The sequence below is a fragment of the Rathayibacter sp. Leaf299 genome, from assembly GCF_001423055.1.
Classification (GTDB): domain Bacteria; phylum Actinomycetota; class Actinomycetes; order Actinomycetales; family Microbacteriaceae; genus Rathayibacter; species Rathayibacter caricis.
The window spans coordinates 1,166,696-1,182,424 of record NZ_LMNT01000001.1 but is presented as its reverse complement, the minus strand read 5'-3'; the positions used below and the strand labels follow the sequence as shown (position 1 = coordinate 1,182,424).

Below are 15,729 nucleotides of genomic sequence, written 5' to 3'. Positions count from 1 at the left end.
CCTTCCACCGGCGGTCGCCGGCGGTCAGAGTACCAAAGGGGTCGGGAGGTGAGGACCCCCTCGGTCTGACCGGCGGCGGGGGGTCGCTACGCTAATCTGGTGTCCGGCTCGTGCACCGTGAAGTCGCCCTGTCCGGGGCGAGCAGGGCCGACGATCTGGAGGAACCTGTGAAGGCGCGTATCGCTGCATCCGTCGTTCTCGCGGTCGGCGTCGCCCTCGCTACCGCCGGCTGCAACCTCGTCGCTCCCCAGGCGACGCGGGCCATCTACGACCCGAGTGACGGAGTCGGTGCGACGGTCGGCGATCTCTCCATCCGCAATGCGTTCATCGTGTCGACCGACGGCGAGGAGGGGACCCTCGTCGTCACCGTGATCAACGACTCGGCCGAGACCGAGACGCTCGAGGTGCAGTACGAGTCGGCCGAGGGCCGCACGGACGGCCAGGTGACGATCGTCCCCGGGTCGAACCGGATCGGCCCGACCGAGGACCAGTCCGTGACGATGCCCGGCATCGACACCGTCCCCGGCAGCCTCTTCCCGGTGTACTTCCAGTACGGCGACGAGGAGGGCAAGGAGCTCCTCGTCCCGGTCCTGACGAACGCCCTCGAGTCCTACTCGACCCTCACCCCGGCCCCGTCGGTCACCCCGACGTCGACCCCCACGCCGGATCCCGCCTTCACGGCGATCCCCACCCCCACCACCGAGCCCGGCAACTCGATCGAGCCCCCCGCCGGCGAGTAGCCCCGCACCCCTCTTCGACGGGCCGTCCACTCCGGTGGGCGGCCCGTCGTCGTTTCGATCCGGCTCCGCCTACCCGCGCCGGCGGATGCGCCTCCCTCGGCGACGTGGGTCTCGATACGCCGCTCCGCGGCTACTCGACCAGCAAGGGGCGCGCCCCCTCCGGAGCAGCTCGTCGCGCAGCGACGGCCCTCACAGCGGCTCGTCGCACAGCGACGGCCCCTCCGAAGCAGCTCGTCGCGCAGCGACGGCCCTGACTCTGGCTCGTCGCACAGCGACGGCCCTACTTCTGGAGTTCACCGCGGGGCCTGGTGGGGTTAGCTGCAAGGCGGAGGAGGGAGCGATACCGGCGGTATCGCGACCGACGACAACGCCGCAGATGGCCCCGCCAGGCCCCGCGTCACGAGTCGAAGCGGTAGCCGAGGCCGCGGACGGTGACGAGCAGCGTCGGCTCCTTCGGCGTCTTCTCGATCTTGGAGCGGATGCGCTTCACGTGGACGTCGAGGGTCTTGGTGTCGCCGAAGTAGTCGCTGCCCCAGACGCGGTCGATGAGCTGGCCGCGGGTGAGGACGCGGCCGGCGTTGCGGAGGAGCATCTCGAGGAGTTCGAACTCCTTGAGGGGCATGGGGGTCTCGACTCCGTCGACTTCGACGGTGTGCCGTTCGATGTCCATGCGGACGGGGCCGGCGGTGACGATGCGCTCCTCTCCCGGGTCCTCGGTGCGGCGGCGGAGGACCGCGCGGATCCGGGCGAGCAGTTCGCGGGTGGAGTAGGGCTTGGTGACGTAGTCGTCGGCGCCGAGTTCGAGTCCGACGACGATGTCGACCTCGGAGTCCTTCGCGGTCACCATGATGATGGGGATCTGCGATCGGGTGCGGATCTCGCGGCAGACCTCGGTCCCGGGCATGCCGGGGAGCATCAGGTCGAGGAGGATCAGGTCGTAGTCGCCCTCGTCGAAGGCGGTGACGGCGCGCAGCCCGTCCTCGGCGACGGTGACGTCGTAGCCCTCGCGTTCGAGCAGGTAGCTGAGGGGTTCGCTGAGGGCGCTCTCGTCCTCGACGAGCAGGATGCTGGTCACGCGGTGTCTCCTATCGGGGCGCTGGACGCGAAGGGCGTCCTCGCCGGGTCTGCTTCGGGGAGTCGGATGGTGAAGGTGGAGCCGCGTCCGGGCTTGGACCAGACGCGGACGTCGCCGCCGTGGTTCTGCACGGCGTGCTTGACGATGCTCAAGCCGAGGCCGGTGCCGCCGGTGTGGCGCGAGCGGGCCTGGTCGACGCGGTAGAAGCGCTCGAAGACCCGGTCGAGGTCCTCTTCCGGGATCCCGATGCCCTGGTCGGTGACGGCGATCTCGACGACGCCGCCGGTGGAGCGCACGCCGATGCCGACGCGCGAGCCGGGCGGGGAGTACTGGATGGCGTTGGCGAGCAGGTTGTGCAGCGCCGAGACGAGCATCTTCTCCTGCCCGGCGACGTAGGCCTTCTTCATGCCGCCCTTCACCAGGGTGACGTCGTGCGACTCGGCCAGCACGTGGGTCGTCTCGAGCGCGGAGGTGACGATGTCGTCGACGCGGACCAGCTCGGCGGAGGCGCCGACGTCGGCGGACTGCAGGCGCGAGAGCTCGATGATCTCGCGGGTGATCTTCGCGAGCCGGTGCGACTCCTGCGTCAGGCGCCGGGCGAAGCGCCGCACCTGCGCCGGGTCGTCGGCGGCGGAGTCGAGCGCCTCCGCGAGCAGGCCCACCGCTCCGATCGGGGTCTTCAGCTCGTGCGAGATGTTGGCGACGAAGTCGCGGCGAACGGCCTCGAGCCGGCGCGCCTCCGTGTGGTCCTCAGCGAGCACGAGCACGTAGCGGGAGCCCAGGCGGGTCGCGTGCACGACGAGGGTGACGGCCTGGTCCGAGAGCGGGCTCGTGGCCAGCTCGAGGTCCTGCTCGATGTCGTCGCCGAAGCGGCGCACCCGGTCGACGATCGCGACCAGATCGGGGTGGAGGAGCGTGTCCTGCGACACGAGACCGAGGGCGATCGCGCGGGTCGACGCCTTGAGGACGTTGTGCGACGGATCCGTCACGAACGCGGGCGCGCCGACGGCGTCGATGATCGCGTCTATCCCCTCCGGGAGGGTGACGGAGACGACCTCGGCCGCGATGCGCCCCTGCCGTGCCGCGAGGGTGAAGACGGTCGTCAGAAGGACGCCGATCGCCACGCCGAGGACGAGCGCCAGAATCACGAACACACCCGAATCCACGGACCCAGGCTAACCATCCACCGGCCGTCTCCCTACCGGATGCCGGACGACGGACAGCAGGTCGAGTACTGTTCAAACCCGCGGCACCGTTCGTTAACCTGCCGTCGTCATCATTGCTGCGCCTGCGCCGTCGAGGAACAGGTGCTGCGTCGCGCGTGGTGCGCGACGCATACCCGGCACCGTTCGCCGTGAGTGCCGCAGAGAGGGTCGATCACAAGATGCGCGAAGTATTCCAGCAGGAGCTGGCCGAGGTCCAGGATCGCCTCGTCGAGATCTCCGGACTCGTCGAGATCGCGATCGAGAAGGCGACTCAGGCGTTCAACCACTCCGATGTCACGCTCGCCGAGGAGGTGATCGCGAGCGATGCCCGCATCGACGAGCTGGCCATCAGCCTCGACGAGCTCGCGATCGACATCCTCGCCCGCCAGAACCCGGTCGCCCGCGACCTGCGGATCGTGGTGTCCGCCCTGCGGATCAGCGCCTCGCTCGAGCGGATGGGCGACATCGCCGAGCACATCGCGCAGCTGTCGCGGTACCGCTTCCCCGACAAGGTCGTGCCCAAGAGCCTGCGCCCGACCTTCGTCGAGATGGGCCGGCTGGACGTCGTCGTCGCCCACAAGCTGACGGAGCTGCTCCGCTCGCAGGACCCCCGCATCGCCGAGGAGATCCGCGACGAGGACGACAAGATCGACGAACTGCACGTCAGCGTCTTCGACAAGGTGCTCAGCGAGGCGTGGAAGGGGCAGGCCGCCGACACCGTCGACGCCACCCTCGCCAGCCGCTACCACGAGCGCTTCGCCGACCACGCGGTCTCGATCGCCAAGAAGGTGCAGTATTTGATCTCAGGCGATTACGCCTGAGTGCTCGGATCGCGCACGGCGCGATCCTCGCCGCGGTCGGCTCTTCGGAATGGTTGCGTTCCGAGGAGCGTCCCGCGTTCGGCTAGGCCGAATCGCTCGCACGCGATTCGGCCGTTCGCCTTTAAGGGGGTCGGCCGGTCTGCACGGTTGAACCAGGGATTCCGTCCGAGCCGATTCGGGGGACGGATACTCGCTCGTCTTCCGCTCAGCGAGTCGCGCGGACTCCCGTCTCCTCTGCTGATCGAGTAGCGCGCGGAGCGCGCGTATCGAGATCCGCGTGATCCGAGCGCGGGCGCTGAGCGCAGGTCCCGGACGAACTCCGGCTCGCGAGAACCGGCTCGGCTCGCGAGACGTCGCCGTTCCTGGGAGCCGAGCGCGATTCAGCGAGCCGGAGGTGCGTCCGGAGACGCGGAAGGCCCGCGCGGATCGGGGATCCGGCGGGCCCTCCGCGGTGGCGGGACCTACTTCTTGGCGCCCTGGGCGGCGACGGCCGCGGCACCGGCGGCGGCGGCCTTTGGGTCGAGGTACTCGGCGGGGCCGATCGGCTCGAAGTTCTCATCGAGCTTGTAGACGAGCGGGATGCCGGTCGGGATGTTGAGCTCCGCGATGTCCGAGTCCGAGATGCCGTCGAGCGTCTTGACGAGGGCGCGGAGCGAGTTGCCGTGCGCGGTGATCATGACGGTCTTGCCCGAGGCGAGATCCGGCTTGATGTCCGACTCCCAGTACGGGAGCATCCGCTCGATCACGAGCTTCAGCGACTCGGTGCGCGGCAGGGCGTCGCCGAGGTCGGCGTAGCGCTCGTCGTGCGCCTGCGAGTACTGGTCGTCGTCGTCGAGCGGGGGCGGCGGCACGTCGAAGGAGCGGCGCCAGGTCTGGAACTGCTCGGGGCCGTACTCGGCGAGGGTCTGCGCCTTGTCCTTGCCCTGCAGTGCCCCGTAGTGGCGCTCGTTCAGGCGCCAGGAGCGCTTGACGTCGATCCAGAGGCGGTCGGCCACCTCGAGCGCGATGTTCGCGGTCTGGATGGCTCGGGTCTGACGCGACGTGTAGACGACGTCGGGGTGCAGCCCCGCCTCGGTCAGGAGCTCGCCGGCGCGGGTCGCCTCCGCGACGCCCTGCTCGGTGAGCCGCACGTCGACCCAGCCGGTGAACAGGTTCTTCTGGTTCCACTCGCTGTTGCCGTGGCGCACGAGGATGAGAGTGTAGGTCTCGGACATGCGTCCAGCTTAGAGGCGGCCCCCTCGCCCGCGGATACGCTGATCCCCATGCCGATCGGAGCCGTCACCCGCGGGACGACGGGCACGAACCGCCTCCGCCGCGTCGACCGGTACCTGTCCGAGCTGCCGGTCCTGCGCTCCTCCGACCGGCCCCTCGTTGTCGACCTCGGGTTCGGAGCGAGCGCGGTCACCACACTCGAGCTGCACCGGCGGCTGGTGCGGACCGTTCCCGACGTCGAGGTCGTCGGATTCGAGATCGAGCCGGCCCGCGTGGCCACGGCGCGGCAGCAGCTCGAGGTGGTCCGGGGAGGCGGGACCGCCTTCCCCGCGGATGCGCGCGTGACGTTCGAGCGCGGCGGCTTCGAGATCCCCCTCCCCCGCGGTCGGCGCGCGAGCGTGATCCGGGCGTTCAACGTGCTGCGCCAGTACGACGAGGACGCGGTCGCCGGAGCCTGGCGCATCATGACCGATCGACTGGAGCCGGACGGGGTCCTCATCGAGGGGACCTGCGACGAGATCGGCAGGATCTGCACCTGGATCGAGATCGGGGCGGACGGGCCGCGCTCGCTGACCCTCTCCCTCCGGCTCGGCGCGATCCCGTCGCCGATGATCGCTGCGGAGCGACTGCCCAAAGCGCTGATCCACCGCAACGTCCCCGGCGAGCGCGTCCACGCGTTCCTGCTCGCACTCGAGCGCGCGTGGACGGTGAACGCGCCGCTGGCCGTCCACGGTCCCGGTCAGCGCTGGATCGCCTCGGTCCGGGCGCTGCAGGAGGACTGGCCGATCCTCGGCGGGCCGCGGCGCTGGCGGCTCGGGGAGGTGACCGTCGCGTGGGAGGCGGTGGCGCCCGCGGACGCGACCCCGTCACTCCGCTGATCGGGAGCGCGGGTCGAGGCGCGCACGGCCCACCCGGGTCCTGTGAGCATTCTCAGATGTGCGGACGGTACCGTTCCTCCTCATGGACGACCCTCCCTCAGACGCGCCCGCTCACGAACCGGTGCGCGCCACCGCCCCCGCCCCTCTGATCGGCGGTGACGCGCGTGCCTGAGTGGCTCGGCATCGTCATCGGCCTCCTCCTGACCGTCGGCACCGGACTCTTCGTCGCCTCGGAGTTCGCGCTGGTCAATCTCGACCGCAACGAGCTCGAGGAGCGCCGCGCCCGCGGCGAGAAGCGCCTCGACCCCACGATCTCCGCCCTGCGGATCACCTCCACCCACCTCTCCGGCGCGCAGCTGGGCATCACGCTCACCACGCTGCTCACCGGCTACACGTTCGAGCCCGCCATCTCGTCGCTGCTCGCCGAGCCGCTGCGCTCGGTCGGCGTCCCCGACGGGATCGTCCCCGGCATCGGCGCTGTCATCGGCGTCCTGCTCGCCACCGTCTTCTCGATGGTGATCGGCGAGCTCGTGCCCAAGAACTTCGCCCTGGCCCTCCCGCTGGCCACCGCGCGCGTGGTCGTGCCGTTCCAGGTGGCGTTCACGACGGTCTTCAAGCCGGTCATCCTCCTCTTCAACAACACGGCGAACGCGCTGATCCGCGCGATGGGGATCGAGCCCAAGGAGGAGCTGTCGGGCGCCCGGAGCGCCGACGAGCTCGGCTCGCTCGTGCGCCGCTCCGCTCTCGAGGGCACCCTCGACCGCGACCACGCCGACCTGCTGCACCGCACCCTGCTCTTCTCGAGCCGGAGCGTCGCCGACGTGATGACCCCGCGCGTGCGGATGGCCTCGGTCACCCTGCAGAGCAGCGCGGAGGACGTCGTGCAGCTGGCCAACCGGACCGGCTTCTCCCGCTTCCCGGTGCTCGGCCGCGACTCCGACGACATCCGCGGAGTGCTGCACGTGAAGCACGCCTTCGCCCTCGAGCCGGAGCGCCGGCGGAGGGTGAGCGCCGAGGAGCTCATGGTCGCGCCGATGCGCGTCCCCGAGACCGCGCGGGCCGACGCACTGCTGGCTCCGCTGCGCGGCAGCGGACTCGCGATCGCGGTGGTCGTCGACGAGTACGGCGGAACCGCCGGCGTCGTGACGCTCGAGGACCTCGTCGAGGAGATCGTCGGCGAGCTGGAGGACGAGCACGACCGCACCCGTGCCGGAGTGATCCGCACCGGCCGCTCCGCCACCTTCGGCGGCGAGCTGCGCCCCGACGAGGTCGCGGCGCGGCTCGGAGTGCTGGTGCCGGAGGGCGAGGACTACGACACCGTCGCCGGCTTCCTCTCGTCGCAGCTGGGCCGCCTGCCCGAGCTGGGCGACGAGGTCGCGCTGGAGTCCGGCGTGCTGCGCGTCGACCGCGTCGCCGCCAACCGGGTGGACCGCGTCCGCTTCACCCCCGAGACCGAGGGCGGCACCGCCACCGGAGTCGCGGCCCTGCGCGCCGAAGGAGCCGTCCATGAGTGAGTACCTGCCCGGGATCGCCTGGCTGGTCGTCCTCCTCGTCGTCAACGCGTTCTTCGTCGGCGCCGAGTTCGCGGTCATCTCGGCCCGCCGCTCGCAGATCGAGCCGAAGGCCGACGCCGGGAGCCGCGCCGCGAAGACGACGCTCTACGCGATGGAGCACGCGACGCTGATGCTGGCGACGAGCCAGCTCGGCATCACCGTCTGCTCCCTCGTGATCCTCAACGTCTCGGAGCCGGCGATCCACCACCTGCTCGAGATCCCGCTCGGGCTGACCTCGCTCTCGGCCGAGGCGATCGGCGTGATCGCGTTCATCGCCGCGCTGCTGCTGGTGACGTTCCTGCACGTGGTGTTCGGCGAGATGGTGCCGAAGAACCTCGCGTTCTCGGTCCCGACGCGCGCGGCGCTGCTGCTGGCACCTCCGCTCGTGCTCGTGTCGCGCCTGGTGAAGCCGGTGATCTGGTCGCTGAACTCGGTCGCCAACGGCATCCTCCGCCTCGTCCGCGTCGAGCCGAAGGACGAGGCGACCAGCGCGTTCACCCTCGACGAGGTCGCCGCGATCGTGCGGCAGTCCACGCGCGAGGGGATGCTGGTCGACGCCTCCGGGACCGTCACGGCCGCGTTCGAGTTCACGACCAAGACGGTGTCGGACGTCGCCGTGCCGCTCGCCGAGATGGTGCTCCTGTCCTGGGAGTCGACGCCCGCGGACGTCCGCCGCGCCGTCGCCGTGCACGGCTACTCCCGCTACCTGCTCGCCGGCGCGGACGGTCTGCCGGCGGGGTACCTCCACCTCAAGGACGTCTCGGACCTCGCCGACCCCGACGTCCCGGTGCCGCCCAAGCGGATCCGCCGTCTCGCGGCGGTCTCGGGCGGGGACGAGCTCGAGGACGCCCTCGCGGCACTGCGGCGCACGGGTGCCCACATCGCCCGCGTGGTCGACCGCGACGGGCGCACCACCGGCGTGCTGTTCCTCGAGGACATCATCGAGGAGCTCGTCGGAGAGGTGCAGGACGCGACCAACGCCTGATCCGGAGCCGCGCTGTCAGACGAGTTCCGGCAGCGCGGCTCTCGCGTCCGCGGCGTCCATCCCGGTCGCCGTCAGCAGGTCGACCGCCAGGGGGCGCAGGATCACGAGCAGCGTCTTCTCGGCGAGCCGCGCCTCCGGGATCATCCGCTGCGGATCGAGGGTCGTCGCCAGCAGGACGAGGTCCTGACGCGCCAGGGCGAGCATCGACGGATCGGCCACCGACCGGCCCAGAAGCGCGATCCCCGGGCCGAAGCCGGCCACCGCGTCGGCGAGGGCCGGACGCGGCACAGCGTCGCCGACCAGGAAGTCGGTGCGCCGGGCGACGATCCGGAGGTTCCGGGTGGCGAGGTCGAGAGCGCCGAGCATCGTGCGCTGGCGGTCCAGCTCCCCTCGATGCCGCCGGAGGAAGGGCGAGATCCGCGCGACGCCGATCGCCGAGTCGAGTGCCGCCGACCAGCCGTCGATGACGGGCTGCGTTCCGCGGATCCGCTCGAGCGCCGCCGCGGAGGCCGTGCCGTCACCCCGGCGGAGCGCGTCCGCCAGCGTCTCGATCGTGCCGGCGAGCGCCTCCACGAGCCGGTGCGCCTCCGCCCGCGCCGCCCGGAGCGGCGTGCGGGGGACGATCGCGGTGCACAGCAGAGCGGCCAGTCCGCCCACGAGCCCGTCGAGGCTGCGGGTGAGCACTCCACCGTCGGGCGCAGGCAGCACCATCACGAGCATCGCCTGGGTGCCCGCCGCGACCGCGAACCCGGGTGACGGCGAGAGCGCGCGACCGACCGTGAAGACGACGGCCAGCACCACCGCGAGCTGCCAGACCCCGGTGCCCCAGAGCATCAGCAGCACCTCGCTCAGGGCGATGCCGAGGATCATCCCGGCCGCGGTCTCGGCGACCTGCTTGGGACGGGTGTCGCGGGCGATGCCGAGGCTCGAGATGGTGACGGTGAGCGAGAGCACCGGCGCCGGGTGCCCGAACGCGAACCGCGACACGGAGTAGGCGAGGATCGCCGCGAGCACGATCTGCAGCACGGCGGGAGCCGACGCCGCCGCGCGCGCCAGTCCCCGGGACGGGCGGAGGCGATCGCCGCGGACGAGACCCCGGATCCGCTCGGCCGCCCGATCCCGACGTGCGGGTCCTGCGGCCACCACGGCGTGGCCTACCTGGTCTTCGCCCCGAGCCGGGGCAGGCGGGGCACTCCCGCCTCCGCACCGGCTCCGGGTGGGACGACGACCTCCTGGGACGCCGCGACGCGGACCTCGCCCGCGAGGACCGTGAGTTCGAGGTCGACCGGGACGGCGCGCTTGATCACGGCCAGGGCGATCGGACCGTCCTCGTAGTGCCAGGCGCTGGAGGTGACGAGACCGACCTCGACGTCCTCGCCGCCCTTGGGAGCAGTGACGACGTCGCCGTGGGACGGGAGCGCGGAGTCGGAGCCGTCGAGCTGCAGAAGAACGAGGCGGCGGGGCGGGTGGCCGAGGTTGTGAACCTTCGCGACCGTCTCCTGCCCGCGGTAGCAGCCCTTGGCGAGGTGCACGGAGGAGCGGAGCAGATCGAGCTCGTGCGGGATCGACCGCTCGTCGACGTCGGTCGCGTGCCGGGGGCGCCAGGCCGCGATGCGGAGCGCCTCGAGCGCATCGGCGCCCGCGAACGAGACTCCGGCCCGGGTGGCCTCCGACGGGAGCACCTCGAGGACGGAGCGGGGCACGAGCGTCTCGCGGGCGTGCCAGTCGGCCGCCGGGTGCTCGGCGAGGGCGTACTGCCAGCCGCCGGGCTGGACGGAGGTCCACGGATCGACCCAGCTGACGGCGTCCTCGCCCGCCAGCTCGAGCGCGAGGACGCCTGCCGGGCCCTCCCCGAGGGTCGCCAGCGTGGCGTACTCGCTCGTGCGGTCGGCGATCTCGACGCGGAGCATGAAGCGCATCCGGTCGAGCCAGGCGGCGAGGCCGGAGGTCTCGTCGCGGTCGAGCAGGAGCCAAGCGGTCTCGCCGTCGTCGACCACGCGGATGACGTGCTCGATGCGGCCGGTCGGGTCCAGGAGGAGCGTCTCGGCCGAGTCGCCGGGCGCGAGGCCCCTGAGCGCCTGGCTGGTCAGCGAGTCGAGCCAGGTGAGGCGGTCGGGTCCGGTGACGGTGACGACGCCACGACCGGAGAGGTCGACGAGCGCGGTGCCCGCGGCGAGCGCCCTCTGCTCCCGGAACGGCTCGCCGTAGTGCGCGGCCACTCCGGGCTCGGCGGTGCTCGCCGTGGCCACCGCACCGGGGAGGTCCAGCAGCGGCGAGACGGGATCAGTCGACACGCGCGAGCCGTCCGGAGGCGTGCGTGCGCAGACCCTGGCCGAGCGCGGCGATGTCCCACGCCCACAGCAGGTGCTCGTCGACGAGGCCGTAGAGGCGCGTCGCGGCGGCGTAGTCCTTCGCGGCGGCGGTGCGCATGACCGCGTCGGTCGCGAGATCGACGCGCGGACCCTTGACCTGGCCGAGGTACAGCTCGCTCACGCCGTCGGGGTGCACGAGCGAGACCTCGATGTCGAAGCCGCCCGCGGCGTTGCGGAGCGTCTCGACCGACTCCGCATCGGGGTACGCGGGGGCGCCGCGCCCGGGGAGCATCGCGGGGCCCGCGTCCGCGTCGGTCAACGGACGGCTGAGCCGCCAGTACCCCATCTCGCTCACCAGCGGGCTGTGCCCGATCTCGCGGTCGTCGTCGACCAGCCAGGTGTAGGAGCTGTAGTTGAGGTAGGGCAGCCCGTCGTAGCTGAAGCTGACGCGGTGGCCGAACTCGGCCTGCACGGAGTCGTCGCCGACGGCGTAGTCGACGACACCGGACCCCTCCCAGACGCCGAGCAGCCAGGAGAGGGGGACGAGCTCGGGCGGCAGGCCCGACGGAAGGGAGATCACTCCGGCTCTGTCGCGGCGGCTAGCGCTGGCCGCGGTAGAGCTTGTAGACGACCACGCCGGAGACCCACGCGATCGCGAGGGAGGCGAGCCCGAGCAGTCCGAGATAGAAGAGTTCGAGGGCGAGAAGCATGGCTCCATCCTACCCGGCGGCACGGCGTCGGAGCGGGTGGGGCGGCACTCGCCGGAGCGGAGGCACTCAGCGGCCGGCGAGGGCCGCGATCGCGCTCGCGACGCCGACGACGACCATCGCTCCGACCACGCTCGTCATGGCCCGCAGCAGGTAGCCGGAGGCGCGCGCCACGGCCAGCTGGACCGCGAAGGTCGCGAGGACGCAGCCGCCGAAGGTGAGGGCGAGCCAGGTCTGCGCCGATCCGGACGGCGCCACGACGAGTGAGAAGACGGAGCCCACGAGAGCGAGCGCCCACACGACGCCGATGCCCACCCGATCCCCGCTCATCCGTCAATCATGCCCGAGGCGGTCGGCCCTTCCGGCCCGCCGCTAGTATTGCCGCAGACCATTTCTGGAGGATCCGTGGCGCAGTTGTTGATACTGACCTCTGCGGGGGGCACCGAGGTGCTGCCCGCTCTGGGGCTCCTCAGCCACAGGACCCGGCAGATCCCGGCCGAACCGGCCCAGCTCGTGAACGCTCCGAGCTGCGATCTGATCTTCGTCGACGCGCGTCAGGACCTGGCCAGCGCCAAGTCCCTCTGCAAGATCCTGACGACGACGGGGATCAACGTCCCGCTCATCCTGATCCTCACCGAGGGCGGGCTCACCGCCGTCTCGGCCGACTGGGGCGTGAACGACGTCATCCTCGACTCGGCCGGGCCTGCCGAGGTCGACGCCCGCATCCGACTCGTCATCGGGCGCCTCGCCCAGGAGCAGTCGGCGTCGCGGATCCAGGCCTCCGGCGTCGTGATCGACGAGGCCAGCTACTCGGCGAAGGTGCACGGCCGCCCGCTCGACCTCACTTTCAAGGAGTTCGAGCTCCTGCGCTTCTTCGCCACGCACCCGTCGCGGGTCTTCACCCGCGAGCAGCTGCTCAGCGAGGTCTGGGGCTACGACTACTTCGGCGGCACCCGCACGGTCGACGTGCACGTGCGGCGCCTTCGCGCCAAGCTCGGCGATCTCGAGTCGCTGATCGGAACCGTCCGCAACGTCGGATACCGCTTCAACGTCTACGAAGAGGACAATGAGCGAGTCGCTCAACCTCTCGGTTGAGGATCTGGCCGACCCCGCGGTGTCGGCCGGCCTCGAGCACCTGATCGGTCGTGCCACCTGGTTCGACCACCAGCCCCCGTTCAGCGACCAGACCCTCGTCGACGCCCGGAACGGCTCGCGGACGCTCCTGATCGGCCTGCGGGCCGACGTGGTCGTGGCCGCAGCCGTCCTGGGGCAGGGCGAGCTCGAGTTCGTCGTCGATCCGGAGTGGCGCGGCGTCGGCTTCGGCCGCGCGACCCTCGAGCAGGTGCTCGCGAGCGGCCGCACCGGTCTCCTCGCCTGGGCGCACGGCGACCACCCGGCCGCCCGCGCCCTCGCCCAGTCGCACGGGTTCGCTCCGGTGCGCACCCTCCTCCACCTCGAGCTCGAGCCGCTCGCCGCTCCCGAGGTGTCGGTCCCCGAGGGCTACCAGCTCTCCGATGCACGCGACCTCGATCCCGCGGAATGGGTCGCGCTGAACGCGCGGGTCTTCGCCGCGCACCCCGAGCAGGGCCGCCTCACGGAGGAGGACCTCGCCGCCCGCCGCGCCGAGCCGTGGTTCGACGAGGGCGACTTCCTCCTGCTGCGCGACTCCTCCGGTGCCCTCGCCGGCTACGACTGGCTGAAGATTGAGCCGGGATCGACGACGGGCGAGATCTACGTCCTCGGCATCGCTCCGGAGCAGGCGGGCCGCGGCCTCGGTCGCGCTCTGCTCGGCGCCGGGCTCGCCCGCATGGCCGATCGAGGCTGCACCGCCGCCGACCTCTACGTGGAGGCCGAGAACCGCTCGGCGGTCGCTCTCTACCGCTCCCTCGGCTTCACCGACGCGTCGGTCGACGTGCAGTACCTGCAGCGGCGTCCGGCCGTCCGCTGACGCGGACGCTCCTCCCCAGGCCGCGTTCACCCGGCATTCACCACCCGCGGCGCGGAGCACGCGGGGGCGGTGCCAGGATGGTCGCATGGACGGCGACAACCTCATTCTCGAAGACGGCCTGAGCGACGACCTCGACGACGACTTCGACGACGAGGAGGAGCTCCCGGACCCGCTCCTCCCGGACAACCGCTACCTCGACCGCGAGCTGAGCTGGCTGGCGTTCAACCAGCGCGTGCTCGAGCTGGCCGAGGATCCGCTGGTGCCGGTGCTCGAGCGGGCGAACTTCCTCGCGATCTTCTCGTCGAACCTCGACGAGTTCTTCATGGTGCGGGTCGCCGGACTCAAGCGCCGGATCCTCACGGGGCTCGCGCTCACGACGAACATAGGCCGCGTGCCGGTCGACGTGCTCACCGACATCTCCGAGAAGGCGCACCAGCTGCAGCAGCGCCACGCCCGCGCGTACCAGGACCTCGTCAAGCCGGCGCTCGGCGCCTCCGGCATCGAGGTCGTGCGCTGGAGCGACCTCAACGACGCCGAGCGCTCGGTGCTCGACGACTACTTCTCGGCGCAGATCTTCCCGGTGCTCATGCCGCTCGCAGTCGACCCGGCGCACCCGTTCCCGTACATCTCCGGGCTCTCGCTCAACCTGTCGGTCCGGGTCCGCAACCCCAAGACGCAGAAGACCGAGTTCGCGCGCCTCAAGGTGCCGCAGATGCTGCCGCGCTTCGTGCGGATCGCCGGCGTCGCCGCTCCGGGCGAGCCGATGCGCTTCATCTCGCTCGAGGACCTCATCGCGAACCAGCTCGACGACCTCTTCCCCGGGATGGAGATCCTCGACCACCACGTCTTCCGCGTGACCCGCAACGAGGACGTCGAGGTCGACGAGGACGAGACCGAGAACCTCATCAAGGCACTCGAGAAGGAACTGCTGCGCCGTCGCTTCGGCCCGCCCATCCGCCTCGAGGTCACCGACGACATGGACGACGAGACGCTCGGGCTGCTCGTGCGCGAGCTCGACATCACCACGCAGGAGGTCTACAAGCTCCCGGCGCCGCTGGATCTCAGCGGGCTCTTCAGCCTGCAGAAGATCGACCGCCCGGACCTGAAGTACCCGAACCACGTGCCGACCACGGCCGCGCAGCTCATGCCCTCCGAGCCGAACCAGCGCCAGGACGTGTTCAAGGCGGTCTCGCGCGGCGACGTGCTGCTGCACCACCCGTACGAGTCCTTCGCGACCAGCGTCCAGTCGTTCCTCGAGCAGGCGGCCGCGGATCCGGACGTGCTCGCGATCAAGCAGACGCTGTACCGCACCTCCGGCGACTCCCCCATCGTCGAGGCGCTCATCGACGCGGCGGAGTCGGGCAAGCAGGTCCTCGCCCTGGTCGAGATCAAGGCGCGCTTCGACGAGCAGGCGAACATCTCGTGGGCGCGCAAGCTCGAGAAGGCGGGCGTGCACGTCGTCTACGGCCTCGTCGGCCTCAAGACCCACTGCAAGCTCGCGCTCGTGATCCGCCAGGAGAAGGGCGGAGTGCTGCGGCACTACTCCCACATCGGCACGGGCAACTACAACCCGAAGACCTCGCGCATCTACGAGGACCTCGGCCTGCTCACCGCCGACGACGAGGTGGGCAAGGACCTCACCCGTCTGTTCAACGAGCTCTCGGGCTACGCGATCGAGAAGAAGTTCAAGCGCCTGCTCGTCGCGCCGCGCCACCTCAGGAAGGGCCTGCTGAAGCGCATCGAGGCCGAGACCGAGAACGCCAGGGCGGGCAAGCCCTCCGGCATCCGGATCAAGATGAACTCGATCGTCGACGAAGCCGTCATCGACGCGCTCTACCGGGCGAGCCAGGCCGGCGTGCCGGTCGACGTGTGGGTGCGCGGCATCTGCGGACTCAAGCCAGGGCAGGAGGGCCTCTCGGAGACGATCCGCGTGCGCTCGATCCTGGGGCGCTACCTCGAGCACTCGCGCATCTTCAGCTTCGTCAACGACGGCGAGCCGATCGTCTACATCGGCAGCGCCGACATGATGCACCGCAACCTCGACCGCCGCGTCGAGGCGCTCGTGCGGATCGTCGAGCCCGCGCACCTGAGCGAGATCGACGACATGTTCGACCGGGCGATGGACGAGAAGACCGCCTCCTGGTGGCTCGGTCCCGACGGGGTCTGGACCCGGCACCACCTCGATGAGGACGGCGCGCCGCTCTCGGACCTGCAGAACCGGCTCATGGCGCACATCACCCACCGCAAGCGCATCGCGTCGCGGTCCGCCTCCCGGGCCTCCGCCCGCTGATGC

15 protein-coding genes are annotated in these 15,729 nt (G+C 71.0%); 8 read left to right on the top strand and 7 right to left on the bottom strand.

Going from position 1 to position 15,729, the window contains the following annotated elements:
* Window positions 1-167 precede the first annotated feature (167 nt).
* The gene (locus ASF48_RS05605) at window positions 168-740 is read left to right on the top strand and encodes a hypothetical protein (RefSeq protein WP_055787687.1); all 573 of its coding nucleotides are present in this window, start codon (window positions 168-170) and stop codon (window positions 738-740) included.
* Window positions 741-1,137: 397 nt separating this feature from the next.
* Here ASF48_RS05605 and ASF48_RS05600 read toward each other — a convergent pair whose 3' ends face one another.
* Both ASF48_RS05600 and ASF48_RS05595 read right to left on the bottom strand, forming a co-directional pair.
* Window positions 1,138-1,815, bottom strand: a complete 678-nt coding sequence (locus tag ASF48_RS05600) for a response regulator transcription factor (protein WP_055787684.1) — start codon at window positions 1,813-1,815, stop codon at window positions 1,138-1,140.
* Window positions 1,812-2,969 (bottom strand): sensor histidine kinase, encoded by a 1,158-nt coding sequence (locus ASF48_RS05595; protein ID WP_327205436.1) that lies wholly within the window; start codon window positions 2,967-2,969, stop codon window positions 1,812-1,814. Before ASF48_RS05595 ends, ASF48_RS05600 begins: the two co-directional genes overlap by 4 nt.
* A gap of 230 nt (window positions 2,970-3,199) precedes the next feature.
* Here ASF48_RS05595 and phoU point away from each other — a divergent pair, with 230 nt between their 5' ends.
* Entirely contained in the window at window positions 3,200-3,841 is a 642-nt protein-coding gene (gene phoU, locus ASF48_RS05590) for a phosphate signaling complex protein PhoU (protein ID WP_055787678.1), read from the top strand.
* A 461-nt stretch (window positions 3,842-4,302) separates the two neighbouring features.
* Here phoU and ASF48_RS05585 read toward each other — a convergent pair whose 3' ends face one another.
* Window positions 4,303-5,055 (bottom strand): phosphoglyceromutase, encoded by a 753-nt coding sequence (locus ASF48_RS05585; protein WP_055787673.1) that lies wholly within the window; start codon window positions 5,053-5,055, stop codon window positions 4,303-4,305.
* A 48-nt stretch (window positions 5,056-5,103) separates the two neighbouring features.
* On the opposite strand from ASF48_RS05585, the gene ASF48_RS05580 reads away from it, so the two are divergent.
* From ASF48_RS05580 to ASF48_RS05570, 3 genes are all read left to right on the top strand, one after another.
* A complete protein-coding gene (locus ASF48_RS05580) occupies window positions 5,104-5,931 on the top strand; it encodes a class I SAM-dependent methyltransferase (RefSeq protein ID WP_055787670.1) in 828 nt (275 codons plus the stop codon).
* A gap of 164 nt (window positions 5,932-6,095) precedes the next feature.
* Window positions 6,096-7,445 carry a hemolysin family protein gene (locus ASF48_RS05575; protein WP_082481101.1) on the top strand — a complete coding sequence of 450 codons (1,350 nt, stop codon included), beginning with the start codon at window positions 6,096-6,098 and terminating at the stop codon, window positions 7,443-7,445.
* On the top strand, window positions 7,438-8,469 hold the full coding sequence (locus ASF48_RS05570) for a hemolysin family protein (protein WP_055787664.1): 1,032 nt from the start codon (window positions 7,438-7,440) through the stop codon (window positions 8,467-8,469). Before ASF48_RS05575 ends, ASF48_RS05570 begins: the two co-directional genes overlap by 8 nt.
* 15 nt (window positions 8,470-8,484) lie before the next feature.
* Here the strand turns inward: ASF48_RS05570 and ASF48_RS05565 are convergent, their stop codons facing one another.
* The 4 genes from ASF48_RS05565 to ASF48_RS05550 all read right to left on the bottom strand — a co-directional run bounded on the left by ASF48_RS05565 (window position 8,485) and on the right by ASF48_RS05550 (window position 11,818).
* Window positions 8,485-9,495: an FUSC family protein gene (locus tag ASF48_RS05565; protein ID WP_157603064.1), complete on the bottom strand. Its 1,011-nt coding sequence runs from the start codon at window positions 9,493-9,495 to the stop codon at window positions 8,485-8,487.
* A gap of 128 nt (window positions 9,496-9,623) precedes the next feature.
* Window positions 9,624-10,763, bottom strand: a complete 1,140-nt coding sequence (gene ygfZ, locus ASF48_RS05560; RefSeq protein ID WP_055787652.1) for a CAF17-like 4Fe-4S cluster assembly/insertion protein YgfZ — start codon at window positions 10,761-10,763, stop codon at window positions 9,624-9,626.
* Entirely contained in the window at window positions 10,753-11,361 is a 609-nt protein-coding gene (locus ASF48_RS05555; protein ID WP_055787649.1) for an FABP family protein, read from the bottom strand. Before ASF48_RS05555 ends, ygfZ begins: the two co-directional genes overlap by 11 nt.
* 196 nt (window positions 11,362-11,557) lie before the next feature.
* The gene (locus ASF48_RS05550) at window positions 11,558-11,818 is read right to left on the bottom strand and encodes a hypothetical protein (RefSeq protein ID WP_157603063.1); all 261 of its coding nucleotides are present in this window, start codon (window positions 11,816-11,818) and stop codon (window positions 11,558-11,560) included.
* Window positions 11,819-11,893: 75 nt separating this feature from the next.
* Between ASF48_RS05550 and ASF48_RS05545 the strand changes: the two genes are divergently transcribed.
* The 3 genes from ASF48_RS05545 (at window position 11,894) to ASF48_RS05535 (ending at window position 15,726) form a co-directional block, all read left to right on the top strand.
* Complete coding sequence (locus ASF48_RS05545) at window positions 11,894-12,583, top strand: winged helix-turn-helix domain-containing protein (RefSeq protein ID WP_055787643.1); 690 nt, start codon at window positions 11,894-11,896, stop codon at window positions 12,581-12,583.
* Window positions 12,555-13,436, top strand: a complete 882-nt coding sequence (gene mshD, locus ASF48_RS05540) for a mycothiol synthase (RefSeq protein WP_055787640.1) — start codon at window positions 12,555-12,557, stop codon at window positions 13,434-13,436. Before ASF48_RS05545 ends, mshD begins: the two co-directional genes overlap by 29 nt.
* A gap of 85 nt (window positions 13,437-13,521) precedes the next feature.
* The gene (locus tag ASF48_RS05535) at window positions 13,522-15,726 is read left to right on the top strand and encodes an RNA degradosome polyphosphate kinase (RefSeq protein ID WP_055787636.1); all 2,205 of its coding nucleotides are present in this window, start codon (window positions 13,522-13,524) and stop codon (window positions 15,724-15,726) included.
* Window positions 15,727-15,729: the final 3 nt, after the last annotated feature.